The following is a 23,284-nucleotide window of genomic DNA, read 5'->3' as shown; positions in this document are numbered from 1 at the left end:
CAGCTCGCCTGGGCGCGGGAATGAATACCCGGTTCACCGGTGAAACCTGCACTTCTCAGGTGTTGCAATGCCCGAGAAGTGCAGGAATACCCGGTTAACCGGGTATTCCTGCGACGCATGTGACTAACGATTTCGCAGCATCTCCGCGACCTGGAAGGCCATCTCGAGCGACTGGACGCGGTTGAGGCGCGGGTCGACGACGGACTCGTAGCGGTGCACGAGACCGGCCTCGTCGAGCTCCTCGCCGCCGCCGATGATCTCGGTGACGTCGTCGCCGGTGTTCTCGACGAGGATGCCGCCGGGGACGGTGCCGAGGGCGTGGTGGACGTCGAAGAAGCCCTGGACCTCGTCGAGGACGTCCTCGAAACGGCGGGTCTTGTAGCCGTTGGAGGTGGAGAAGGTGTTGCCGTGCATCGGGTCGGAGATCCAGGTGACGTTGACGCCTTCGGCGGTGATCTTCTCGACCAGCCCGGGCAGCCCGTCGCGCACCTTCCCCGCGCCAAAGCGGGTGATGAAGGTGAGCCGGCCCTCCTCGTTCTTCGGGTTGAGCTTGGCGGCCAGCGCGAGCGCGTCGTCGGGGGTCGCGGTGGGGCCGAGCTTGCAGCCGATCGGGTTGTTGAGGTGGCGGAAGTACTCGACGTGGGCGCCGTCGAGCTGGCGGGTGCGCTCACCGATCCAGACGAAGTGGCCGGAGACGTTGTAGGGCGTCTCGGTGCGCGAGTCGATGCGGGTCATCGCGTGCTCGTACTCGAGCAGCAGCGCCTCGTGGGAGGAGTAGAAGTCGACCCGGTGGAACTCCTCCGGGTCGGCGCCGATGGCCTCCATGAACGCGATCGCGCGCTCGATCTCGGAGCCCATCGCCTCGTACTTCGCGCCGACGGGCGAGTTGCGCACGAACTCGGAGTTCCAGGTGTGCACCTGGCGCAGGTCGGCGTAGCCACCGGTGGTGAACGCGCGCACGAGGTTCAGGGTCGAGGAGGAGGCGTGGTAGACGTCCAGCAGGCGCTGCGGGTCGGGGATGCGGGACTCCTCGGTGAACTCGAAGCCGTTGACGGCGTCGCCGCGGTAGGCCGGCAGCGTCACCCCGTCGCGGGTCTCGGTGTCGGAGGAGCGCGGCTTGGCGTACTGCCCCGCGAGCCGGCCGATCTTCACGACCGGGACGGAGGCGGCGTACGTCAGAACCACTGCCATCTGCAGCAGCACGCGCAGCTTGTTGCGGGTGTTGTCGGCGGTCGCCTCGGCGAAGACCTCGGCGCAGTCGCCGCCCTGCAGGATGAACGCCTCACCACGGCCGGCGGCGGCGATCGAGCTCTTGAGCTGGTCGCACTCCCCCGCAAAGACGAGCGGCGGCTGGTTCCTCAGCTTCTCGACCGCCGCGGCCAGCGCGGCCGGGTCGGAATAGGTCGGCTGCTGAAGGGCTCCGATGGCGTGCAGCTGCTCGAGGGAGGGGAAGGCGTCGTTCACGAGCCTCAGGGTACGCGGATCACCCGGTTGTTACGAAGTCATCTCAGACACGGCAGGGCCGGCGTACGTCCTCGAGAGAACGTAGGCCGGCCCTGACCGAAGTCACCCGGTTACTTGTCGTCCTCCGGGTTTACGTCCATGTGCTCGATGTCCTGGAAGTGGGGCGGCTCGTCGTCCTTGTTGGCGAACTTGTTGATGAGCCAGGTGATGGCCCACAGGATCACGCCGATGACCATCAGGCCGCCGGCGATCTCGTAGACGATCCCGTCGCGGTCGACCCACGGGCCGGCCAGGTAGATGCACAGGATCGCGGCGATGGGCGGCAGCCACCTCGGCGCGGTGAAGAACGCCTTGTCCGTGTCGGCACGTCGGTTGCGCAGGACCACGCAGGCGATGTTGACGATCGCGAAGACGCACAGCAGGAGCAGCGCGGTCGTCGAGCCGAGGTTGGAGACGATGTTGCTGTCCGGGTCGCTGGAGACGTACCAGATCAGGCAGAGCGCCAGCACCGTGGTGAAGATGATGGCGATGTAGGGCGTACGGCGGCTGGGCAGGACCGCGCCCAGCTGCTTGGGCAGCACCCGCTGCTTGGCCATGCCGTAGACGAGCCGGCTGGCCATCAGCATGTTGATCAGCGCGGTGTTGGCCACGGCGAAGACCGCCAGGAACGGGAACACCTTGTCGATCGGGAAGTCGGGAGCACCCTTGGCGACCACCTCGAGCAGGGCCCGGCCCTCGGACTCACGGATCGTCTCGAGCTCTCCCGGGGTCAGGACGCTGACGACCGAGACCGCGACCAGGATGTAGAGGAGCGCGGCCGCACCCAGGCCCATGAACATGGTGCGCGGGAAGATCTTCTCCGGCTCCTTGGTCTCCTCGACCATGTTGACGGCGTCCTCGAACCCGACCATCGCGAAGAACGCCACCGAGGTGGCGGCGGTGACCGCGAAGACCACGCCCATGTCGTTGTAGTCGTCGAAGGAGATCAGCTCGGCCATGTCGGCCTCGCCCTGGGCGATGACGAAGAAGCCGACGCCGATGACGATGCACAGCGCGACCATCTCGACGACGGTGAGGATGATGTTGAACTTCACGCTCTCGCCCACGCCGCGCAGGTTGATCAGCGCGAGCAGGACCATGAAGCCCAGCGCCAGGAGGGTGACGGCGCCCTCGCTGGGCGCGTCCATCCAGCCGTTGATCTCCAGGCCGCCGAAGAAGTTCTGCGCCAGCGTGTTGGCCGAGGTCGACGCGCTGGTGATGCCCGAGCAGGCGACCGCGAAGGTCACCATGAAGGTGAGGAAGTGGAACCCGAACGCCTTGTGCGTGTAGAGCGCGGCGCCGGCCGCGCTCGGATACTTGGTCACCAGCTCCAAGTAGGAGTACGCCGTCATGGTGGCCACCACGAAGGCGAGCAGGAACGGCAGCCACAGGATGCCGCCCACGTAGCCGGCCATGGTCCCGGTGACGGCGTAGACGCCGGCTCCCAGGATGTCACCGACGATGAAGAGCAGAAGGAGCCAGGGCCCCATCACTCTCTTCAGCTCAGGTGTTTCTTCTTTCGCCAGGGTTGTCATGATGTCCTTCCTGGTCACGTTCGAAACTCAGTTCCGAAATTGGGATGAAGGGATCCCTCAATCAAAGCCCAACCTCGCCGTCAGGTGTACGACAATTCGTCAACACGCCGTAACCGGACGAAATTTCGTGGATAGGGTCACGCCATGACCTTCTCCATCGTCGCCCGAGCAGTCGATCCAGGCACCGGGGAGCCCACCTGGGGTGTGGCCGTCGCTTCGAAGTTCCTCGCCGTCGGATCGGCCGTCCCGGCCGCCGTCGCGGGCGTCGGAGCCATCGCCACCCAGGCCGAGGCCAACGTCGCCTACAAGGGTCTCGCGCTCGCTCACCTCGACGAGGGTGCGACCGCCTCGGTCGCCCTCGAGAGGCTGCTGGAGGAGGACGAGCGGCGGGACCACCGTCAGGTCGGGATCGTCGACGTCGACGGCAACGCCGCGTCCCACACCGGACCGTCCTGCTTCGCCTGGGCGGGTGGCCGGACCGGCTCCACCGAGGATGGGGCGTACGCGATCCAGGGCAACATCCTCACCGGCCCCGAGGTGGTCGAGGCCATGGAGGCCGCCTGGCTGGCATCCTCCCCTGAGGAGCCGTTGCAGCACCGGCTGCTGGCGGCCCTGGCCGCGGGCGACGAGGCCGGTGGCGACAGCCGCGGCCGGCAGAGCGCGGCGCTCCTGGTGGTGCGCGAGGAGGCCGGCTACGGCGGCAACGACGACATCGCTGCCGACCTCCGGGTCGACGACCACCCGGCGCCGATCACCGAGCTGAAGCGACTCCTGGACCTCAGCGACTTCTACCTGACCGCGTCGACCGAGGCCGAGAAGGTGCAGGTCACCCCCGAGATCGAGGCCGAGGTGGAGACGTACGCCGCGGCGCAGGGCGCCTCGGGCTTCCTCGCCTGGGTCGCCACCGAGAACTACGAGATGCGGGTGGCGGAGGACCTGTCCTGGATCGACCGGCGCATCCTCGACATCGTCAGGACGCCGAAGTGAGCGCGATCCTCGCCATCGACGCCGGCACCACCGGCGTCACCGCCCTGATCGTGACCGAGAAGGGCGAGGTCGCGGCGCGGGGCTATGAGGAGTTCGACCAGCACTTCCCCAGCCCGGGCCGGGTCGAGCACGTGCCCGAGGGGATCTGGCAGGCGACCCTGGAGGCGTGCCGTACGGTCCTCGCGGCCCACGGCAAGGACGACCTCGTCGGCATCGGCATCACCAACCAGCGCGAGACGGTCGTGCTGTGGGACAGGGAGACGCTGGGGTCACCGCGGCGGGCGATCGTGTGGCAGGACCGGCGTACGACCGCGATGTGCGCTTCGATGGCCGAGCACGACGCCCGCGTCCGGGAGCTGACCGGGCTCCGCCTGGACCCCTACTTCAGCGCGACGAAGCTGGCCTGGATCCGTGAGAACGAGCCGCACACGTGGGCGCACGTGGAGTCGGGGCGCTATGCGATCGGCACCGTCGACTCCTACCTCATCGCCCGGATGACCCGCGGCATGCACCACGTCTCCGACGTCTCGAACGCGTCGCGGACGCTGCTGTTCGACATCAACACCAACGACTGGTCCGACGAGCTGTGCGACCTGTTCGGGGCGCCGCGCGACGCGTTGCCGGAGATCGGTCCCAACTGGGGCGAGGGCGTGGTCACCGACCCGCGCTCCTTCCTGGATCTCTCGCTGCCGATCGCCGGGGTGGCCGGCGACCAGCAGGCGGCGCTGTTCGGACAGGCCGCGTTCGAGGTGGGCGACTCCAAGTGCACCTACGGCACTGGCTCGTTCGTGCTGACCAACACGGGCACCACCCCGCAGCGGTCGGAGTCCGGGCTGCTCACCTCGCCGGGCTGGATGTCACCGTCGGGAGAGGTCACCTACGTCCTCGAGGGCTCGATCTTCGTGACCGGCGCCGCGGTGCAGTGGCTGCGTGACGGCCTGCAGATCATCGGCTCGGCCGCCGAGACCGAGGCCCTGGCGAGCACCGTCGCCACATCCGAAGGCGTCGTGTTCGTGCCCGCCCTGACCGGCCTCGGTGCGCCCCACTGGGACCCCGACGCCCGTGGCACGATCATCGGCATCACCCGCGGCACCACCCGCGCCCACATCGTGCGGGCGACCCTGGAGGCGATCACGTTCGAGGTACGCGACGTGATGGCGACCATGCCGACGCCCGTCGCCTCGCTCAACGTCGACGGCGGCGCGGCCGCCAACAACCTGCTGTGCCAGCTCCAGGCCGACCAGCTCGGGGTCGACGTCTCTCGCCCTCGCCACGTCGAGACCACGGGTCTCGGCGCGGCCTTCCTCGCCGGCCTCGGGGTCGGTGTGTGGTCCTCGTTCGACGAGATCCGCGAGACCTGGGCCTTGGACCGCACCTTCTCCCCCGACGCGTCGCGTCGCGATGCGGCCGATGAGGCGTACGCCTCCTGGACCCGGGCGGTCGAGCGCTCCCGACAGTGGGCATGAGCAGTCCGCCGCGCGGGCTTCCCTGGTGGGCGTGGACGCTCATGGCGGGCACGCTGCTCGTCGTCGCGGGGCTGGTCGCGGTCGTCGCACTGGTCGTCGCCCGGGTGGGCACCGACCTGCGGGAGGCGGCGGAGGACCAGCCGGCCGACTGCGTCGATCTCGCGCATGCGGTGGGAGCGCCGGACCTGCCGGACGGGACCTCCGCGGCGAGCTGCACCTACATCGGGTTCCAGGACTGGCAGATCGAGGGTGCGATGACGGTCCCCCGGGCCGAGCTCGACGCCTGGCTCGCCCAGTTACCCGGCTCGCCGGTGCTGGACGGGGCCGGCTGCACCGACGACGCGGTCGCCTGTGCCCAGGTCGACCTCACCCAGGTCGGGGACAAGATCGACGCCCACTACCTGGACGTCGCCGTCCTGAGCGAGAACGACGGCGTCGCCGAGGTCCTCATGGCAGCCTTCACCACGTGACCCGGATCCTGCATCTCTCCGATACCCACGTCTCCGCGACCGGCATCGACATGGACGGTGTCGACGCCGCCGCCGCGCTGGAGCGCATCCTGCACGACGCCCGCCACCTGCCCGGCCTGGACGCCGTCGTGGTCAGCGGCGACATCGCCGACGACGGATCGGCTGCGGGCTGCCGCTCCGTCATGGAGCGGGTGGGTGCGTTCGCGGCCGAGCGCGGCATCCCGCACCTCTACTCGACGGGCAACCACGATGCCCGTGGCCCGTTCCGCGAGGTGCTCGGCAGCGGACATCTCGATCCCGACGGGAGCGACCGCGGCCGGCTGCTGGACCCGGACTCGGACCTGTGCGCGGCGGTCAGCCACCTGGGGGAGCTCAGGGTCATCACCATCGACAGCCTGGTCCCGGGCAAGACCCACGGCTTCCTCGACGAGCACCAGCTGGCCTGCCTCGCCGACGAGCTGGCCACTCCGGTACGCGACGGCACCGTCCTCGTCCTGCATCATCCGCCCCTTCACCTCGCCTCGGTCCCCTACGTCGCCGATGTCGTCCTCCGCAACATCTCCGCCCTGGGCCGGGTGGTGCGGAGCAGCGACGTACGCGCCATCCTCACCGGCCACCTGCACTTCCAGGTCAGCGGATTCCTCGCCGGCATACCCGTCTGGGTGACCCCCGGCATCGTCACCCGCATCGACACCACCGCTCCCCCGCATCTCGTACGCGGCGTGCTCGGTGCCGGCGCGAGCGTGGTCGACCTCGCCGACCCGGCCTCCCCCACCTTCCACGTGCTCTCCGCCCGCGACCCCCGTGCGGGCGAGCAGGTCTACCTCTACGACCCCGCCTCCGGAGAGGACGCCCTCGAGGAGCTCTGAGGCGCGCCACCTGTGCGACGACGCAGCCTCGGCTGCGGATCATCCGCAGCCGAGGCCTCAGGCGTAGCTTGCGTCAGGCCGCGGTGCAGGTCGCGGTCGGTGTCGCGGTGTTCCCGCCCGAGTAGAGCGTGATCCCGAACTGGTTGCCGTTGCCGTTCGGTGTGGCGGTGAGCGTTCCCGACGTACCGGAGATGCTCGCGCTCCAGGAGTTCTGCAGGCTCTGGCCCGAGCCGGTGCTGATCCGGACCACCCAGTCGTCGGTGCCGCTGACGGTGAACACGGTGTTGAACCGGTCGTTCCAGGACTCGGTCCGGGTGACGCTCACCGTGCAGCTCCCCGCCGGCGGCGTGGACCCGCCGTCGGCGGTGTTGAGCTGGTCGAGGACGTAGCCGTAGGCGAGCTTCTTGTTGCCGGAGCCGTCGAAGAGCAGCGGGGTGTCCGAGGCCCGCCACGAGTCGGTGTCGCGTACGCCCCAGACGGTGATGCCGGTGCAGCGGGTCACAGCCATGCAGGCCTGGGTCACGCCGCGGAACTGCTCGGCCTGCGAGGTGCCGGAGCCGGCGATGTCGAGCTCGGTGATCTGTACGTCGACGCCCAGGTCGGCGAAGTTCTGCAGCGTGACGTGGTAGTTGCTCGGCACCGGGTTGCCCGAGTTGAAGTGGGCCTGGAAGCCGACGCAGTCGATGGGTACGCCGCGCGACTTGAAGTCGCGGACCATGTTGTAGACGGCCTGCGTCTTCGCGTGGCTCCAGTTGTCGGTGTTGTAGTCGTTGTAGCAGAGCTTCGCGTTCGGGTCGGCGGAGCGGGCGGCGCGGAAGGCGGCCTCGATCCAGTCGTTGCCGGTGCGCTGCAGGTTGGAGTTGCGGCGCGCCCCGGACGAGCCGTCCTCGAAGGCCTCGTTCACCACGTCCCAGGCGTAGATCTTGCCGCGGTAGTGGCCGGCGACCCCGGCGATGTGATTGAGCATGGCGCTGCGGAGCGAGCTGCCCTCCATGTTCTGCATCCAGCCCGGCTGCTGGGAGTGCCAGGCCAGCGCGTGCCCACGGACCCGCTTGCCGTTCTGGATAGCCCAGTTGGCGATCTGGTCCCCGGAGGAGAAGCTGAACTGGTTCGGCGACGGCTCGGTCGCGTCCATCTTCATCTCGTTCTCGGCGGTGATCATGTTGAACTCGCGGTTCGCGATGGTCGTGTACTGCGAGTCGGACATCCGACTCGCGGCGATGGCGGTGCCGAAGTAGCGGCCGGACTCGGCCGCGGCTGCCTGCAGGGTGGATCCGTCGGCCCGAGCGGGGCCGGCGACGGCAGTGATGGCGATGCCGCTGGTGATCACCAGGGCGGCGAGCGTGGTGAAGGCGGCGGTTCCTCTGGCCTTCATGGCGTGCAGGGGTCTGACACGAACTCGGGTCATCATCGATCCTGTTCTCCCGGAATGAAAGGTGGTCGGTGGTACCTCAGAGCTCGCGCGAACTCGCTGGAAAACGTTATCGACATCGTTTTATAGCGTCAATAGATTCGGACGAATTGGCGTGACCTACCTCACACAGGATTCCTGTTTCCGCCCGCCCGACAGCGAGACCGCAGTGTCATGACACGCTTTGACACGTGCCCTTCACCCACCGCATCGCGACCCACGAAGACATCCCGGCCCTGACGGAGATCATGAACGTGTCGATCGGAGAGCTCCAGAAGGGGTTCCTGACCGCGGCCCAGATCACCTCGAGCCGAACGGTGATGGGCATCGACACCCAGCTGATCGAGGACGGCACCTACTTCGTGGTCGAGGAGGACCACCAGATCGCCGGCTGCGGCGGCTGGAGCAGGAGGGCGACGCTCTACGGCGGCGACCACACCCCGGGCCGCGAGCCGAAGCTCCTCGACCCGAAGACGGACCCGGCCAGGGTCCGGGCGATGTACACCAACCCGGCCTTCGCCCGACGCGGCGTCGGCAGGCTGATCCTGGACCTCTGCGAGCGCGCCGCATCAGCGGAGGGCTTCACCACGCTCGAGCTGATGGGCACCCTGTCCGGAGAGCCGCTCTACACCGCGTACGGCTTCGAACCGGTCGAGCGGATCACCGACGACCGTGGCGGCGCACCCGTCCCGCTGGTCCGGATGCGGAAGAGCATCACGGCCGAACCCGGGGACACGGTCGCCGTCTGACGCTCAGCGAGCGAAGGAGAACATCCGCTCCGGCACAGCCGTGGGAGAAGCATCCCTTCAGCGGCCGGCGAGCCCGAGGCGCTCGAGCTGAGCCCGGAGCCGATGGCGACCGGACATGCTGGCGGGTCCGACGAGACGCGTCAGGACGCGCTCGGACCAGCCGCCGCCCAGACCGTAGGTGGCGTTGTAGCCGCCGAGCCGATCGTCGTACGCAGCGAGGTCGTCGGCACCCGGGGACGAGTAGGTCTCGTGGTGGAGTACGACCGACTGCGGGAGCCGAGGCTTGACGCCGGCCCCCTCGGCGGGGTCTGGCACGCCGACCGCAAGGCCGAAGACCACGAACGCCCCCGGAGGCAGGCCGATCTCGGCCGCGATCTCCTCGGGGCTGTTGCGGGCGCCGCCGACGCAGACCGTGCCCAGGCCGAGCGACGAGGCGGCGACGATGGCGTTCTGAGCGGCGAGGGTGGCGTCGATGACCCCGAGGAGCGTCGACTCCAGGTAGTCGGTCGCCTCGACCTGGGTCCCGGCGGCCGCCGCGAGCCCACGGGCGCGGCTGAGGTCGGCGACCCAGAGCAGGAAGAGCGGTGCCGCCTCGATGAACGCCTGGTCACCGGCCAGCTCGGCGAGCCGTGCCTTGCGGGCCGGGTCGCGTACGGCGACGACGCTCCAGGTCTGCAGGTTGGAGGAGGTCGGCGCCGACGACGCGGCCGCGACGATGGCGGCGAGCTGGTCGTCGGTGACCGGGTCGCTCAGGAACGAGCGCACCGACCGGTGCCCGAGCTGGTGCTCGATCACCGCGCTGGTCGTCGCCAGGTGAGCGAGAGCGGGGTCGCGGTAGCGGGCGGAGACGGCGGAGTCGGTGACGGTCTCGGTCATCCGGCCAGAATAGTCGACTGAAAAACTCGACATTGACAGCGTCCGTGGGCCGGAGCCACCTAGCCGCCGAGGCGCTCCACCTCAGCGGCCGCGGAGTCGCGAGCAGCGGCGGCCTCCGCGACCGCGTGCTCGGCGGAGTCGCGGGCGTCCTCCGCCTCGGTGAGCTCGTCGTCGACGTCGGCGGCGGCCGACTCCAGGTCGGCCAGCCGGCGGCGTAGGTCCTCGATCTCCGACTTCACCTGGAGCGACCTCGCCTCGACATCCTTGAAGGCCGACATCGCCTTGTCGCGTTGCTCCTCCGCACCGGAGAGCGCGGACTCGGCCTCCGTGAGCGCCTCCCGGGCCTCGTCGAGGGCGGCGGTGTCGGGCAGGTCCGGGACGGCCCGCAGCGGCTCCCGAGGAGGCGGGACGACCTCGGCGACCTCGAAGCCCAGAGCGTCCGGAAGAGCGACGGCGGACGCCGCGTTCACGGCGTCGACCCCGGTGGCGGCCAATGCGGAGACGAGCAGGCCGCTGCGTACGGCCTGAGCGGCGGACTCGTCGATCATGGCCGCGGTCAAGGTGGCCTCGACCTGGGTCGCGACCGCCTCGGTCACCCGGAGACCGTGCTCGCGCGCCAGCCCGCGGGCACGGGTCGTCACCGCCGCGGTCAGCTGGCGGCGCTGCTTGGTGAGCTCCCGCAGCTGAGCGGCGTCCATGCCCGTCTGCGCCTCGCGCAGCAGGGCGCCGACCGAGATCACCTGCTCCACCTGCTCGGTCTCGTAGCGCACCAGCAGGTTCACCACCCACGCCGCGGTCGAGGGCTTCTTCAGCGCCTTGACCGGACCCGCCAGCGGCGTGCCCTTCAGACTCTTGACCCGCGCGTCGCGTTCCGGCGTGAAGTCGGCCAGCGGCAGACCGTAGAGCTCGGCCGCGATGTCGAGCAGCTCGGGGGCAGGTTCGTCGCTCATGTCCGCCATCTCAGCACGTCGGCGACTAGCGCGTCAGCAACCACTCGTCGTAGTCGGCGGCCTGTCGCTTGTGGAGCTCGCGCAGCGCGTCCTCCTCAGCACCCAGGAACGACAGCCCGAGACCACCCAGGGCTGCGCGCCACTCGTCGAAGTTCCGCAGCTCACGCGTCGACGCCCCGGATCCTGTCCGCGTGTGCCGGATCGAGCGAACGGTGTCAGCACCCGTCGCGCCACGCCGCTGCACGACGAGCTTGCGAGCGAAGTCGCCCTCGGGCGGCGTGGAGAGCCGCAGGTGCGACGCCTCGATCGCGTCCTGCGCAACGTCGCCGCGGACGAAGCTCCCGTTGAACGAACCGTGGGGATCGTGGTGGAAGGTCCACCCCGACTCCCCCACCCGCGCCAGCCGGTAGACGAAGCCGGCTTGTCGGAAATGCCCGTCGACCAGCGGCAACGGGTCACGGAAGCCGTCCCCGTAGCCCACGTCGGCAGCCCACCTGCCAGCCGGGTTCGATGAGGTCGGCAGTCCACGGACCTCGATCGCCAGGTGGTCCAAGGTCCCCGAAGGACCGGTCGCCTCGAGCATCTGGCCGAAGCGGCGTACGACGTCGAAACCGAGCTCCTCCAGCACCAGCGAGAAGACCCCGTTGTTGTGGAAGCAGTAGCCCGCATTGCCCCCGGCCGCGACCCGCGCCAGCGTCACCTCGGGGTCCACCGGGTCCGGCGCCCCCACGGCCCCGATGGCGGCGAGCATGATCGAGAGGTTGTCGTAGGGAAGCGTGTCGAGATGGCGGTGATGAAGATCGACGAGCGTCTCGTACGTCGCCTCCGGCCGCCCTTCGATGCCGAGCCGTCGCAGATAGCCCTCGATCATCGCTCATACCTCCCGTGCCGGTGGACCAGCGGGTCGGCGTCGTCACCGACCTCGAGCGACACGATCTCGCAGGTCGCCAGAGCAGACCAGCCGATTTCCTGCATCGACACCAGGCGTACGCCTGCCCAGGTCGGCGCATCGGCGAGGCGACGGCCGAACTCGGTGGTCTCCCACGACCCGAAGCGGAACGCGCCACCGGGAGCGGGAGCGGTGCCCCCGAACGCCTCGGCGAGGTCACGATGGCGCCAGTGGAGCAGCGACACGACCCCCACGCCGGTCTCCTCGAGCTCGTCGCGGAGGTCCGAGTCGGGATCGAGGAGACCGAGGACGGCTCCGGGCGACCCGTTGGCCACCATCAGCGAGGAGACCGTCAGCCCCGCCGAGGAATCGGCAGGGCCCGAGGTCCACAGCGACACCCGCCCACCCAGACGACCGCGCAACCGGCGTACCGGATCCTCCGGCGTCGGGAACGGGTGGGACGAGTGGATCGTCAGGCTACGTCCTTGGTAGGCCCGGAGGACTTCTTCGCGGGCTTCTTCGCGGGCTTCTTGCCCTCGGCCAGCTTCTTGGCCTCGGTGGCGTACATGTCGACGTACTCCTGGCCTGAGAGCTTCAGGATCTCGTAGACGATCTCGTCGGTGATCGCGCGCAGGATGTAGCGATCGTTGGTCATGCCCTCGTAGCGCGAGAAGTCCAGGGGCTTGCCGTAGATGACCCGCGGGTGCACGAGCTTGCCGAACTTCTTGCCCGGAGGCGCGATCACATCGGTGCCGATCACGGCGACGGGGATCACGGGCGCACCGGTGTCCAGAGCCAGTCTGGCGATGCCGGTCCGTCCCCGGTAGAGCTTGCCGTCGTGGGAGCGGGTGCCCTCGGGGTAGATCCCGAAGAGCTCGCCCTCGGCCAGGACCCGCTTGGCGGCGATGAGCGCCCCCTCGGCGGCAGTGGCCCCACCGCGGTCGATCGGCACGTTGCCGGTGCCCGAGAAGAAGACCCTCTGCAGGAAGCCCTTGGGGCCCGTTCCGGTGAAGTACTCCGCCTTGGCCACGAAACGCACCATCCTCTTCATCCCGAGCGGCATGAAGAGCCAGTCGGCGTAGGAGAGGTGGTTGCTGGCCATGATCGCCGGGCCTTTGCGCGGGATGTTCTCCGTGCCCTCATAGGACGGACGGAAAACCGCTCGCAGGAGAGGCCCGATCGCCACCCACTTCAAGAACGAGTAGAAGAGCTTCGTCGACACCCCATCGCCTTCCCTAATTGCCTTCGACCGATGAGCCTATAACGAGACAGGTACTTCGACTCCCGCACCCTGTCATGGGATCCGGCTAGGCTTGAGGAGTGAGTGACCGAGACGACCGGCCCGAGGACGCGACCGGGGCCCCAGACGACGCCTCCGTGCCCTCGGAGAGCCAGTCGTCGGACGACGAAGCATGGCGCGAGATCGTCGAGAACTACGGCGACCGCCCCGCCCTCGAGGAGGAGCCCGTCGCCCGCGATCTCTTCGAGAAGAAGATCGACATCGTCGAGACCGTCGACGAGCCGGACGCCTATGACGACATGTGGCGCGACGACGAGGAGGGCTACGTCCCACCGCCTCCGCCGCCGCTCCCGAAGCCGACCCCGGCGCGCCTGCTCGCCTGGATCGGGGTGCTCGGCGCGCCGGTCGCCGTGCTGGTCCTGATCGTGGTCACCCAGGTCACCGGCCGGCACTTCAACAGCTGGGTCATCGGCGGCCTGGTCGCCGCCTTCCTGGCCGGCTTCGTCTACCTGCTCGCGACCATGCCGTCCGAGCCCCGCGACCCCTGGGACGACGGCGCCCGCGTCTAGGTCTGGCTCTGGCTCGAGGTGAGCCGGCGAGCCAGGATGCTCGCCCCCACCACGCCGGCCTCCGCACCGAAGGCGGTCGCCACGATCGGCGGCACCTCACGATGCAGGCGGCCGACGAGCGAGGCCTCCAGCGCCGTACGCGCCGGCGCCAGCAGCAGGTCGCCCGCGGTGGAGACGCCCCCGCCGACGACCAACAGCTCGGGGTCGAAGGCGGCCACCAGGCCGGCCATCCCGACCCCCAGCCACGACCCCACCGACTCGTACGCGGCCAGCGCGAGCGCGTCGCCACGGGCCGCGGCGGCGGTGACCGCCGGGCCGGTGATCTTGAGCGGGTCGCCGGCGGCCAGCTCGTCGAGCGCGCAGCCGGCGTACTCCTCGGTCTCCACACGGGCGCGCACGAAGGCGACCAGCGCGTTGCCGGAGGAGTACTGCTCCCAGCAGCCGGTGAGGCCGCACTCGCACGGGAGCCCGCCGGGCACGACCTGCATGTGGCCGAACTCGCCGGCCATGCCGTTGCGACCACGCACGATCTTGCCGTCCAGGACCACGGCTCCGCCGATGCCGGTGCCGAGAGTGATGAGCAGGGCCGAGTCGACGCCGCGGGCCGCGCCGAGCTCCAGCTCGGCCAGCGCGGCGCAGTTGGCGTCGTTGTCGAGCGCCACCCGGGTGCCCCATCGCGAGGAGAGCCGGGTCAGAGTCGGCTCGCCTCGCCAGGGCAGGTGGGGAGCGAACATGACCCGCTCCCCGGCCGCGTCGACGAACCCCGCGGCGGCCAGGCCGACGCCCGCGACGGGCCGGCCGGCGGCCACCTCGGTGACCGCCTCGGTCAGCGCGTCCTCCACCAGCTCGAGCTCGACCCGGCGTCCGGGAGTGCTGCGCTGAGCGGTGCGGAGCACCTCACCGTCCGGTGAGACCTCTGCCGCGAGCACCTTGGTGCCGCCGATGTCGACACCGATGTGCAGGCTCACTGGTGCTGGCTCACTTGCGGGCCAGGTCCGCAGCGCCGATCAACCCTGCCTGGTTGCCGAGCGTGGCCTTGCGTACGTCGAGCATCGGCCGATGTCCGCGGCCGGTCAGCTGAGCCTGGAAGGCGCGCCGAGCAGGCCCGAGCAGCAGGTCGTCGGCCTCGGCCACTCCCCCGCCGATGGCCACCACGGCAGGGTCCAGCACGGCGGCGATCGAGGCGATCCCCTCGCCGAGCCAGATGCCGAGGTCGGTCAGCGCCTCGATCGCGAAGGCGTCCCCGTCTCGGGCCGCCTCGGTGATCAGCGGGCCCTTGATCTTGTCGAGGTCACCCTCGGCCCGGTCCAGGACCTCGCGGGCCAGCAGGGACCCACCGCGCGCGGCGGAGCGGACGTTGCGCACCAGGGCCGACCCCGAGGCGTACTGCTCCCAGCAGCCGCGGTTGCCGCAGCCGCACAGGTGGCCGTTGGGCACGACCCGCATGTGGCCGATCTCGGCACCGACGCCGAAGGCGCCGCGGTAGAGCTCGCCCTCGAGGACCAGGCCGCCGCCGACGCCGGTGCCGACGGTCACCAGCATCATGTTGTCGACCTCGGCGCCCGCGCCGTACTCGAACTCGCCCCACGCGGCCGCGTTGGCGTCGTTCTCGATCACGACCGGCAGCTCGAGGACCTTCTCCAGGCGCTCCTTGAGCGGTACGTCGCGCCAGGCGATGTTGGGCGCGAACATGACCGTCGAGCGGCCCTTGTCGATGTAGCCCGCGGCACCGATCCCGACGCACTCGATCGGGTGGCGGGTCTTGAGCTCCTGGACCACCTCGATGATGGCGGCCTCGATGGCCTCCGGGCTCTTCGCCGGCGACTCGACACGGTGGTCCTCGATGATGTTGCCGTCATGGTCGACGACGCCGCCGAGGATCTTGGTGCCACCGACGTCGACACCACAGGCGAGCTTCTTCGTCGTCGTCATGACTCAGCTCCAGCCGTCGAGATCGATCCGCTCGACCTTCTCGGAGCGCTGCGCCCAGTCCCGGGTCGCATCTTCCTCAGCCCGCACGCCATCACTGTGAGCATCCTCGCCTTCACTAGGGCCAGCACCCGGACTCGTGGCCGCCGCGTTGAGCACCGTGACCGCGGCCTGCATCAACGAAGCGGCAGCGCTGGCCAGGTGCACCTTGACCTCCGGACTCGACTCCCGGAGGACATGTACGGTACGGCACAGCGGGCAGTAGGCACACTCCGGTGCCCCGGTATCGAGATGCTCTCCGACCGCCTCGGTGAAGTGGCCGATCCGGGAGTCCTTGGCCCACTCGCCGATGGCCTCCATCAGCCGGCCCAGCTCCTCGGCGGTCGACCCCAACGGCTCGTCCGCCCACTCGTGGCGCTGCTCGCTCACGATTACTCGCTCTCGGTGTTCGTCGTCTGACGAGAAAACGTTACTCGCAGCTCCCCGCCCTCGACCCGCGCCCCGCTGACGCGCATCCGGGCGAGTGCGGCGGGAAGGGTCAGCAGGCGCCGGTACGCCCCCACCGTGATCGCCAGCTCGTCGCCGTTGCGGCCCAGCTGCACCTGGTCGCGCTCGACCCACTGGGCCAGCCCGGGCAGCGCCAGATGGACGACCGTGGTCTCGCCGGTGGTCTCGGTGCGGAACGGAGCCGCGGTCTCGGGAACGGCCAGCGGGTCGATGCTGCCGGACCAGGCGTACGCGGCCTCGGCGACCTCGCGCAGGTCGTCGACCCCCACCGGCTCGGTCGGGCGGTAGAACGAGCGCCAGACGGGCAGCCCCTCGAAGGAGGCGCCCACGTCGCCGAGCACGTCGTCCTGGGCCTTGACCCAGCCGGCGCGCCAGTCGTCGGACCCGCCGGCCGGGAAGATCCGGTTGGCGACCACACCGTCGACGCGGTAGCCGTAGAGGGACAGCGTCGTCCAGGACCGTCGTGCCTCGGCGAGCACGACCCGCTCAGGGGTCAGCACGATGCGTACGGACGCCTCGGGGCCCGAGAGCAGGGCACGGACCTCCGCGAGCTCGTCGTGGAGCCGCACCAGGGCGTCGAAGACCGAGTCTCCGGGCATCGGCACACCGGCGGCCTTGGTCAGCACCGGCTTGAGCGCCCTCACCATCTTGCGCTGCACCGGGAGAATGCGCTCGAGATACCAGCCCAGGGCCTCGGGAAGGGCGAGCAGCCGCAGTGTCTCGGCGGTCGGGGCGCAGTCGACCACGATCGTGTCCCACTCCCCCGAGACGGCCATCCGGCGCAATTCCAGGAGCGCGAAGACCTCCTCGGCCCCCGGGATGATGGTCAGCTCCTCGGCGGCGATCCGGTCCACCCCGATCGTGTCCAGGACGCTCAGCAGGTAGCCCTGGACCTCCGCCCACGACTCCTCGAAGCGGCGCTGGGCGTCGACGTGCTGGACGTAGAGGTGCTCGGTGACCTGGACCGGCTCCGAACCCAACGCGCCCTCACTGTGCCCAGGGAGGGCGAACGCGTCGCCCAGGGAGTGGGCGGCATCGGTCGAGAGGACCAGGGTGCGCAGGCCGCGGGCCGCGGACATCGCCGCGGTGCCGGCCGAGACGGTCGACTTGCCGACGCCGCCCTTGCCGGTGAAGAGAAGGATTCTCACGAAGGCATGCCCTGCTTCTCGACTCTCTGCTTGAGGCCTCGCAGCGCGGTGTCGATCAGGACCTTCTCGCCCTTGCGCTTGAGCATGCCGATCAACGGGATGCTCAGGTCGAGCGCGAGCCGGTAGGTGACCTCGGTGCGACCGCCGAGGTCGCGCAGCACGTAGGCGCCGTCCATCGACCGCAGCAGGTTGCCCTTGACCAGCGACCAGGTCACCTGGCGGTCGTCGTCCCAGTCGTACGCCAGGGTGTATTCGTCCTTGATCGGCGCGACATCCAGCACGAACCGGACCTGCTCGGCCCGCCCGTCGACCCCGGTCTCGAGGACGCTGACCTCCTGCATGCCCTTGGCCCAGGCCGGATAGGACTTGAAGTCCGCGATCACCGCCATCACTGCCGAGGGCGCGGCCTCGATCACGATCGTCGAGGTGGTCTGATCGGCCATCGGTGGTGTCCTCACTCCCTGACTTGCTAGGTGCCATGGAGCGTACCGGATAGCATCCCGGTGAAATGGTCGGGCTGTGACGGGGGTAACCTCCGGTTCGTACCCACCTACCATCAGTATGCGGAGGCCCTAGTGCGCGAGTTCTCCACGCCCGCGACGTACGTTGTTCCCCCCACCGGCAGTCTGAGCGACGACGTCGTGCGTAACGCCGCCGAGGCACCCGATGCCGCCGTCCTCAGCCGGCCAGGCGCCGACGGCTCCTGGGACGACGTGACGTCGTCCGAGTTCCTCGCTGAGGTCTCGGCGGTCGCCAAGGGACTGATCGCGGCTGGTGTCGGCGCTGGGGACCGGGTCGCGCTGCTCTCGAAGACGCGCTACGAGTGGACGCTGATCGACTACGCGATCTGGTTCGCCGGCGCGACGACGGTGCCGATCTACGAGACCTCCTCCGCCGAGCAGATCGCATGGATCCTCCAGGACTCCGCCGCCGTGGCGATCGTCGCCGAGGACGCCGGCCACATGAGCCGGATCAGCGAGGTCCGCTCGGGCTGCGCCGCGCTCAACAGCGTGTGGTCGATCAATGACAACGCCGTCGACCTGCTGGTCAAGCTCGGCGCCGACATCACCGACGAGCAGCTCGAGGCCCGCCGCAGCGCGGTCACCCCCGACGACGCCGCGACGCTGATCTACACCTCCGGCACCACCGGGCGCCCGAAGGGCTGCGTGCTGACCCACGGCAACTTCATGTTCGAGCTCGGCGTCGTCGTCGACTCGCTCGACGGCCTGTTCAACATCGAGGGCCGCAGCACGCTGCTGTTCCTGCCGCTCGCGCACGTCTTCGCGCGGATCATCCAGATCGGCTGCATCACCTCCCGCACCCGTCTGGGCCACACCCCCGACATCAAGAACCTCGTCGCCGACCTCGGCACCTTCCAGCCGACCTTCGTGCTGGCCGTGCCGCGGGTCTTCGAGAAGGTCTACAACACCGCCTCGCAGAAGGCCGTGGCCGACGGCAAGGGCCGCATCTTCGACATGGCCACCGAGGTCGCCATCGAATACTCCCGGGCCACCGAGACCGGCAAGGCGCCGTTCCTGCTCGCCGCCAAGCACAAGCTGTTCTCCAAGCTCGTCTACGGCAAGCTGCTCGCCGCGCTCGGCGGCAACTGCTCCTACGCGATCTCCGGCGGGGCGCCGCTCGGCGACCGCTTGGGCCATTTCTACCGCGGCATCGGAGTCACCGTACTGGAGGGCTACGGCCTCACCGAGACGACCGGCGCGCTCACCGTCAACCTGCCCGAGGCGTTCAAGATCGGCACCGTCGGCCGGCCGATCCCCGGCACCTCGGTGCGTGTCGCCGATGACGGCGAGCTGCTCTTCAAGGGCGGCCAGGTGCTGAAGGAGTACTGGCAGAACCCCGCCGCCACCTCGGACGCGAAGACCGAGGACGGCTGGTTCCACTCCGGCGACCTCGGCGAGGTCGACGACGAGGGCTTCGTCAAGATCACCGGCCGCAAGAAGGAGATCCTGGTCACCGCCGGCGGCAAGAACGTCGCCCCGGCCGTCCTCGAGGACCGCCTGCGCGCCCACGTGCTCGTCGACCAGTGCATCGTCGTCGGCGACGGTCAGCCGTTCATCGGCGCGATCGTCACCATCGACCCCGAGGCGCTGCCCACCTGGGCCGAGGCCAACGGCAAGTCCGGCAACATCGAGGACCTCGTCGAGGACGAGGACCTGCGTGCCGTCATCCAGAGCGCCGTCGACGACGCCAACAAGGCTGTCTCCAAGGCCGAGTCGATCCGCAAGTTCGTGATCATCCCCGAATCCTGGACCGAAGAGGGTGGCCAGCTCACCCCCAGCCTCAAGCTCAAGCGCAACGTGGTCATGCGCGAGTTCAGTCACGAGGTCGAGGCGCTGTACGCAAAGTAGTTGCTCGTGCCGCCGAGTCGGCGCATCTTGACGCCTTGGAGCGAAGCGAAGCGAGCGAGGCGTCAAGATGCGCCGACTCGGCCTATTTTCAGTCGAGAACCCGATGAGCAATAGCGATCCGCTGCAGGGTCGTCGGGTGGGAGCCGAACCACCACTGCGACCAAGCCTGCGGTGACGGGTCGGAGAGCGAGCGGGCACCGAGGTCGTGCTGCAGCCGGGTGAACGACTCCAGGTCGCCGGTGGCCTGGAGCGCCTCGACGTCGGCGCGGGCCTCGACGTGCCGGCTGAGGCCGTTCTGGATCGGCATCGCCAGCACGCTCGCGAGCGCGAAGACGGCCATCAGCATCGGGACCGCTTCGGGAGTGGCGTACTCGTCCTGGCGCCGGTAGGACAGCAGCAGGCCGAGCAGACCGACGCCGGCGACCGCACCGGCGGCGCCGATGACCGTGCCGACCAGGACGTCGTCGTGCTTGGCGTGGGCGAGCTCGTGGGCGACGACGGAGAGGACCGCCCCGCGCGCGGCGGCGCCCCGCTGCGAGTCGACGAGGTTGTCGTAGAGGACGACGCGGCGGGTGGAGCCGAAGCCGGTGACGTACGCATTGAGGGAGGTCGTACGCCGGGAGGCATCGACCACCAGGACGTCGTCGAGCTCGACGCCCTCACGCTCGGCGATCGCCATCACCTCGGTCCGGAACTGGCCGCGCGGCAGCGACTCGAAGTCGTTGAACAGCGGCTCGATGACGACCGGATAGATGAACGAGCCGACCACCACCAGAGCAGCGACCAGGGCGGCGGCGACCGCCGGCCACCAACGCCGACCCAGGCGGATGCAGGCGAAGAGGGCGAGCAGCGCCACGGAGGTGGTCACGATGCCGACGACCTGGTTCAGCAGCGAGTCGCCCAGCCAGGGTCCCCACGCCTGCCGGGAGAGCCCGTAGCGCATCTGCAGCCGGTGGATGGCCACCCCGAACGGCAGCGTCGCGATCCAGCCGAGGAGCGTGACCACGGCGACGGCGAGCACCACCCGGAGCAGCCATGGTCCGGGCAGTCTCGCCACCAGACGCCGGCCGAGCGAGGTGAACCCGAGCACACAGGCGACGGTCAGAGAAACGAGGAGCGAGGCCCGGCTGATCCAGCGAGCGGTGCCGGAGTAGGCCAGCATCCGCTCGAGCTCCTCGGGCGTGAACACGTCACGCTCGTCGGGCAGGTCGAGCGCGCCGCCCGGGTATGGATGCCACGGGATCAACGCCCAGGCGAGCACCACGAACGCCACCGCCCCGAGGACGAGAACCACCCACGACGTACGTCGCGTTGCACTCACTTCCGCCCCACTCATCGAGCCGAGTGTGACAGATGGGTCCGCCAGCGGGCGGTCAGCTCCTCTTCTCCGAAGCCGAAGCCGGCCTGCAGCGCCTTCTCCAGGCCGATGCCGCGTCCGGTCTCCTCGTAGAGGTCGACCAGGGCCTGCTCGCCGCCGGCCTCGGCGAGTACCTCGCAGGCGAGCCAGGCGGCTTCGTACTCGGCGCCGAAGTGCTCCGAGCGGGTGTTGAACTCGGCCTTGCCCGGGAGGTGGTCGGGGGCACCGTTCTCGCGGACCTGGGCGAGGATCTGGCCGGCGGTCTTGGACAGCGGCAGCTTGGTGTCGCGGAGCGCGACGTAGTCGGCGAAGCCCTCGACCAGCCACATCGGCCGACGGGTGTTGGTCGCGGCGTCGGTGGCCGCATGGGTGGCCTCATGGGTGATGACGATCTGGGCGCCGGGGGCGTCGAGGTCACCGATGACGCCCTGGTTGACCCACACGTGCAGCGGCGTCCCGGCCTTCGTGGACCCGTCGACGGTCGCGGTCACCGCCGCGACGGCGGCGTAGGTCCCGGGCTGCGCGCCGAGCGCGGAGTCGAGGCCGTTTGCGGGCACCTCGAGGACCAGGCGCGGGTTCTTCCAGGGGATCACCTTGCGGACCCCGGCGACGGCGGTGGTGGCCAGCTCGGCGTAGCGGTCGGCTACCTCGGCAGAGGCCTGGGCGACCACGAGGGTGGAGCCGGTGCGGCGCACCTCGACCGGGCCGCTGAGCCACAGCGGCAGCCGGGTGCCCTGGGCCGCCGAGAAACCGGAGATCGCGCCCTCGGCGTCGAAGCCGACCTTCAGCTCCTCGGTCAGCGCCGGGTCGCCGGGGCTGCGCCACGACATCTCGACGTCGGCCGTCCAGGAGCCGTCGGGCTCCACGTTGCCCGACTCGGCGACGTACCTCGCGGTGACGTCCCCGAGGCCGATGGCACGGGCGTTGCGTACCGCCACCGAGGCGGCGTCCTCTCCCTCGGGCTCCGCCCCGTCGCGTACGCCGTCGACCAGGGCATCCAGCGAGGCCCGGGCACCCTCGGTGTCGGCGCGCACGACCGGCGCGCTGCTCGGGGTCGGGGCGACGTACTCGCCCCCGCCGGTGAGCCGCCAGCCGACGAACCCGGCGAGCAGCATCACCAGCACCAGCGCGGCCCCGATCAGGGCCGGGCGAGAAAGAAGAGAGCCGACCGTTCGCACCTGCGAACGATCGGCCTCTTCGGGGTGCTGGGTCAAACTCAACCCGGGCGGACGGCGCCCGTGTAGGGCATCTCGTCCATCGGGGAGACCTTCACACCGGTGCTCGGGTTGGACGCGTGCACGATCATGCCGTTGCCGATGTAGATGCCGACGTGGCTGATCGGGCTGTAGTAGAAGACCAGGTCACCAGGGGCGAGCTGGTCGCGGGAGACCTGGGGTCCGCTGCTGTACTGCGCCGAGGAGGAGTGCGGGAGCGAGACGCCGGCCTGGCCCCAGGCACCCATGGTGAGGCCGGAGCAGTCCCACGACTCGGTGCCGGTGGCGCCGTAGACGTAGGCGTCGCCGACCTGGGCGAGGGCGTAGTCGACGGCCACCTTGGCGCGACCCGAGGGCGGCGGCAGGTTGGAGGGGATGCTGGTGTCGGTGGACTGGAACTCCTCCAGCTCATCGGCCTCCAGCTCGTCGAGCTCGGCCTGGGCCGCCTCGTACTTCTTGTCGATCTCGCTCTTCTTCTGCTGCATGGTCGTCTTGATCTTGGCCATCTGGGACTTGGCGTCCTCGGTGGCCTCGCGACGAACCTGGAGGGCCTCCGCCTCGGTGTTGTACCGAGCGAGGAGGTCGGCCTGCAGCGCGTTGTAGGACGAGACGGTGGAGAGACCGGCGAGGAACTCCTGCGGGTCCTCGGAGGTGATCACCTGGCCGACGGCAGAGACGTCGGAGCCCTCGAACTGCCGCAGCACGGAGTCACGGAGCTCGGCGCGGATCTTGTCGAGCTCCTTGCTCTGACGCTTCTCGTCGGAGTTGAGGTCCTCGAGCTGGTCCTTGAGGTCCTGCAGCCGCAGCTTGGCGTTGCTGTAGTCCTCGTTGGCCGCCTCGGCCTGGGTGTAGAGCTTGTCGACCTTCTTGCGAACGTCGTCGATGTCAGGGTCTGCCTGGGCGGGGGTCGCTGCGGGAATGATCCCGGCGACTCCGATGGCGGCGATGCCGGCTGCTCCGGCAATGAGTCGCTTCCGGTCGCGTGTCACGAGCGGACGGTCTCCTTGTGTGTAGTCGTTGACGCCTACCGGGTGAGCTGACGGGTTCAGGCACGACCTGCCTTACCACCGCTCCTCGATCTGGTCTCCCAGATCGCCCTTGCGGCGGATACACCCCAGATGATCGGTGTGGTTCCCCGGCTCCTGGCCCGCCCCGAAGCGGGCCTGGACTAAGCGCGACACTCGCGTGGGCCGGTTGACCCACTTCCACGAGCGCCAAGTTCCTGCGCACACTAGCCGACGGCATC

23 protein-coding genes and 1 riboswitch are annotated in these 23,284 nt (G+C 69.5%); of the genes, 7 read left to right on the top strand and 16 right to left on the bottom strand.

The window, feature by feature from the left end; genetic code table 11:
• Positions 1-123: 123 nt before the first annotated feature.
• Positions 124-1,464, bottom strand: coding sequence for a class II 3-deoxy-7-phosphoheptulonate synthase (locus tag ABTX24_RS26035; RefSeq protein ID WP_160024356.1), 1,341 nt, complete (start codon positions 1,462-1,464; stop codon positions 124-126).
• A 110-nt stretch (positions 1,465-1,574) separates the two neighbouring features.
• The gene (locus ABTX24_RS26030; RefSeq protein WP_160024357.1) at positions 1,575-3,038 is read right to left on the bottom strand and encodes an APC family permease; all 1,464 of its coding nucleotides are present in this window, start codon (positions 3,036-3,038) and stop codon (positions 1,575-1,577) included.
• Between the two features lie 144 nt (positions 3,039-3,182).
• Between ABTX24_RS26030 and ABTX24_RS26025 the strand changes: the two genes are divergently transcribed.
• From ABTX24_RS26025 to ABTX24_RS26010, 4 genes are read left to right on the top strand one after another with little or no spacing between them, the layout of a single operon-like run.
• Positions 3,183-4,025 carry a DUF1028 domain-containing protein gene (locus tag ABTX24_RS26025; RefSeq protein ID WP_350843730.1) on the top strand — a complete coding sequence of 281 codons (843 nt, stop codon included), beginning with the start codon at positions 3,183-3,185 and terminating at the stop codon, positions 4,023-4,025.
• Positions 4,022-5,491: an FGGY family carbohydrate kinase gene (locus ABTX24_RS26020; protein WP_350843728.1), complete on the top strand. Its 1,470-nt coding sequence runs from the start codon at positions 4,022-4,024 to the stop codon at positions 5,489-5,491. Before ABTX24_RS26025 ends, ABTX24_RS26020 begins: the two co-directional genes overlap by 4 nt.
• Positions 5,488-5,961, top strand: coding sequence for a hypothetical protein (locus ABTX24_RS26015; protein WP_350843726.1), 474 nt, complete (start codon positions 5,488-5,490; stop codon positions 5,959-5,961). The genes ABTX24_RS26020 and ABTX24_RS26015 overlap by 4 nt, the downstream gene beginning before the upstream one ends.
• Positions 5,958-6,830, top strand: coding sequence for a metallophosphoesterase (locus ABTX24_RS26010; protein ID WP_350843724.1), 873 nt, complete (start codon positions 5,958-5,960; stop codon positions 6,828-6,830). Before ABTX24_RS26015 ends, ABTX24_RS26010 begins: the two co-directional genes overlap by 4 nt.
• Before the next feature lie 73 nt (positions 6,831-6,903).
• Here the strand turns inward: ABTX24_RS26010 and ABTX24_RS26005 are convergent, their stop codons facing one another.
• Positions 6,904-8,238 carry a glycoside hydrolase family 10 protein gene (locus tag ABTX24_RS26005; protein WP_350843722.1) on the bottom strand — a complete coding sequence of 445 codons (1,335 nt, stop codon included), beginning with the start codon at positions 8,236-8,238 and terminating at the stop codon, positions 6,904-6,906.
• 194 nt (positions 8,239-8,432) lie between these two features.
• Here ABTX24_RS26005 and ABTX24_RS26000 point away from each other — a divergent pair, with 194 nt between their 5' ends.
• Positions 8,433-8,990, top strand: a complete 558-nt coding sequence (locus ABTX24_RS26000; RefSeq protein ID WP_350843720.1) for a GNAT family N-acetyltransferase — start codon at positions 8,433-8,435, stop codon at positions 8,988-8,990.
• A gap of 57 nt (positions 8,991-9,047) precedes the next feature.
• On the opposite strand, the gene ABTX24_RS25995 is transcribed toward ABTX24_RS26000, so the two are convergent.
• The 5 genes from ABTX24_RS25995 to ABTX24_RS25975 are packed head-to-tail and all read right to left on the bottom strand — an operon-like array spanning position 9,048 to position 12,927.
• Positions 9,048-9,866, bottom strand: coding sequence for an NADPH-dependent oxidoreductase (locus ABTX24_RS25995; RefSeq protein ID WP_350843718.1), 819 nt, complete (start codon positions 9,864-9,866; stop codon positions 9,048-9,050).
• A gap of 59 nt (positions 9,867-9,925) precedes the next feature.
• Positions 9,926-10,816, bottom strand: coding sequence for a hypothetical protein (locus ABTX24_RS25990; RefSeq protein ID WP_350843716.1), 891 nt, complete (start codon positions 10,814-10,816; stop codon positions 9,926-9,928).
• A 25-nt stretch (positions 10,817-10,841) separates the two neighbouring features.
• The gene (locus ABTX24_RS25985; RefSeq protein ID WP_350843714.1) at positions 10,842-11,687 is read right to left on the bottom strand and encodes an arylamine N-acetyltransferase family protein; all 846 of its coding nucleotides are present in this window, start codon (positions 11,685-11,687) and stop codon (positions 10,842-10,844) included.
• Positions 11,684-12,127: a flavin reductase family protein gene (locus ABTX24_RS25980; protein ID WP_350843712.1), complete on the bottom strand. Its 444-nt coding sequence runs from the start codon at positions 12,125-12,127 to the stop codon at positions 11,684-11,686. The genes ABTX24_RS25985 and ABTX24_RS25980 overlap by 4 nt, the downstream gene beginning before the upstream one ends.
• A 50-nt stretch (positions 12,128-12,177) precedes the next feature.
• Complete coding sequence (locus ABTX24_RS25975; RefSeq protein ID WP_160024366.1) at positions 12,178-12,927, bottom strand: lysophospholipid acyltransferase family protein; 750 nt, start codon at positions 12,925-12,927, stop codon at positions 12,178-12,180.
• A gap of 98 nt (positions 12,928-13,025) precedes the next feature.
• On the opposite strand from ABTX24_RS25975, the gene ABTX24_RS25970 reads away from it, so the two are divergent.
• Positions 13,026-13,514, top strand: coding sequence for a hypothetical protein (locus ABTX24_RS25970; protein WP_160024367.1), 489 nt, complete (start codon positions 13,026-13,028; stop codon positions 13,512-13,514).
• Here the strand turns inward: ABTX24_RS25970 and ABTX24_RS25965 are convergent.
• From ABTX24_RS25965 to ABTX24_RS25945, 5 genes are read right to left on the bottom strand one after another with little or no spacing between them, the layout of a single operon-like run.
• The gene (locus tag ABTX24_RS25965) at positions 13,511-14,482 is read right to left on the bottom strand and encodes an ROK family protein (protein ID WP_350843709.1); all 972 of its coding nucleotides are present in this window, start codon (positions 14,480-14,482) and stop codon (positions 13,511-13,513) included. The genes ABTX24_RS25970 and ABTX24_RS25965 overlap by 4 nt on opposite strands.
• Positions 14,483-14,492: 10 nt before the next feature.
• The gene (locus ABTX24_RS25960) at positions 14,493-15,446 is read right to left on the bottom strand and encodes an ROK family glucokinase (RefSeq protein WP_160024369.1); all 954 of its coding nucleotides are present in this window, start codon (positions 15,444-15,446) and stop codon (positions 14,493-14,495) included.
• A gap of 3 nt (positions 15,447-15,449) precedes the next feature.
• Complete coding sequence (locus ABTX24_RS25955; protein ID WP_160024370.1) at positions 15,450-15,872, bottom strand: DUF5304 family protein; 423 nt, start codon at positions 15,870-15,872, stop codon at positions 15,450-15,452.
• Between the two features lie 2 nt (positions 15,873-15,874).
• Entirely contained in the window at positions 15,875-17,098 is a 1,224-nt protein-coding gene (locus tag ABTX24_RS25950) for an ArsA family ATPase (protein ID WP_350843707.1), read from the bottom strand.
• Positions 17,095-17,541 carry an SRPBCC family protein gene (locus tag ABTX24_RS25945; RefSeq protein ID WP_160024372.1) on the bottom strand — a complete coding sequence of 149 codons (447 nt, stop codon included), beginning with the start codon at positions 17,539-17,541 and terminating at the stop codon, positions 17,095-17,097. Before ABTX24_RS25945 ends, ABTX24_RS25950 begins: the two co-directional genes overlap by 4 nt.
• A gap of 132 nt (positions 17,542-17,673) precedes the next feature.
• Here ABTX24_RS25945 and ABTX24_RS25940 point away from each other — a divergent pair, with 132 nt between their 5' ends.
• Positions 17,674-19,467: an AMP-dependent synthetase/ligase gene (locus tag ABTX24_RS25940; protein WP_350843705.1), complete on the top strand. Its 1,794-nt coding sequence runs from the start codon at positions 17,674-17,676 to the stop codon at positions 19,465-19,467.
• A gap of 88 nt (positions 19,468-19,555) precedes the next feature.
• Here ABTX24_RS25940 and ABTX24_RS25935 read toward each other — a convergent pair whose 3' ends face one another.
• From ABTX24_RS25935 to ABTX24_RS25925, 3 genes are read right to left on the bottom strand one after another with little or no spacing between them, the layout of a single operon-like run.
• Positions 19,556-20,803, bottom strand: coding sequence for a M48 family metallopeptidase (locus ABTX24_RS25935; RefSeq protein WP_350843703.1), 1,248 nt, complete (start codon positions 20,801-20,803; stop codon positions 19,556-19,558).
• Complete coding sequence (locus tag ABTX24_RS25930) at positions 20,800-22,002, bottom strand: hypothetical protein (RefSeq protein WP_350843701.1); 1,203 nt, start codon at positions 22,000-22,002, stop codon at positions 20,800-20,802. Before ABTX24_RS25930 ends, ABTX24_RS25935 begins: the two co-directional genes overlap by 4 nt.
• Before the next feature lie 38 nt (positions 22,003-22,040).
• Positions 22,041-23,027, bottom strand: a complete 987-nt coding sequence (locus ABTX24_RS25925; RefSeq protein ID WP_160024376.1) for a C40 family peptidase — start codon at positions 23,025-23,027, stop codon at positions 22,041-22,043.
• 17 nt (positions 23,028-23,044) lie between these two features.
• Positions 23,045-23,223: riboswitch (cyclic di-AMP (ydaO/yuaA leader) on the bottom strand.
• Positions 23,224-23,284: the final 61 nt, after the last annotated feature.

It is taken from the genome of Nocardioides sp. NPDC127514, assembly GCF_040302125.1.
Taxonomy (GTDB): domain Bacteria; phylum Actinomycetota; class Actinomycetes; order Propionibacteriales; family Nocardioidaceae; genus Nocardioides.
This window is presented reverse-complemented; position numbering and strand designations above follow the sequence as displayed.

Excerpts from the sequence above, each read along its gene's own strand:
- ABTX24_RS26025 (WP_350843730.1), top strand. The coding sequence starts at position 3,183 with ATGACCTTCTCCATCGTCGCCCGAGCAGTCGATCCAGGCACCGGGGAG.
- ABTX24_RS25990 (WP_350843716.1), bottom strand. The coding sequence starts at position 10,816 with ATGAGCGACGAACCTGCCCCCGAGCTGCTCGACATCGCGGCCGAGCTC.
- ABTX24_RS25960 (WP_160024369.1), bottom strand. The coding sequence starts at position 15,446 with ATGACGACGACGAAGAAGCTCGCCTGTGGTGTCGACGTCGGTGGCACC.
- ABTX24_RS25945 (WP_160024372.1), bottom strand. The coding sequence starts at position 17,541 with ATGGCCGATCAGACCACCTCGACGATCGTGATCGAGGCCGCGCCCTCG.
- ABTX24_RS26005 (WP_350843722.1), bottom strand. The coding sequence starts at position 8,238 with ATGACCCGAGTTCGTGTCAGACCCCTGCACGCCATGAAGGCCAGAGGA.
- ABTX24_RS26030 (WP_160024357.1), bottom strand. The coding sequence starts at position 3,038 with ATGACAACCCTGGCGAAAGAAGAAACACCTGAGCTGAAGAGAGTGATG.
- ABTX24_RS25985 (WP_350843714.1), bottom strand. The coding sequence starts at position 11,687 with ATGATCGAGGGCTATCTGCGACGGCTCGGCATCGAAGGGCGGCCGGAG.
- ABTX24_RS25935 (WP_350843703.1), bottom strand. The coding sequence starts at position 20,803 with ATGAGTGGGGCGGAAGTGAGTGCAACGCGACGTACGTCGTGGGTGGTT.
- ABTX24_RS25995 (WP_350843718.1), bottom strand. The coding sequence starts at position 9,866 with ATGACCGAGACCGTCACCGACTCCGCCGTCTCCGCCCGCTACCGCGAC.
- ABTX24_RS26015 (WP_350843726.1), top strand. The coding sequence starts at position 5,488 with ATGAGCAGTCCGCCGCGCGGGCTTCCCTGGTGGGCGTGGACGCTCATG.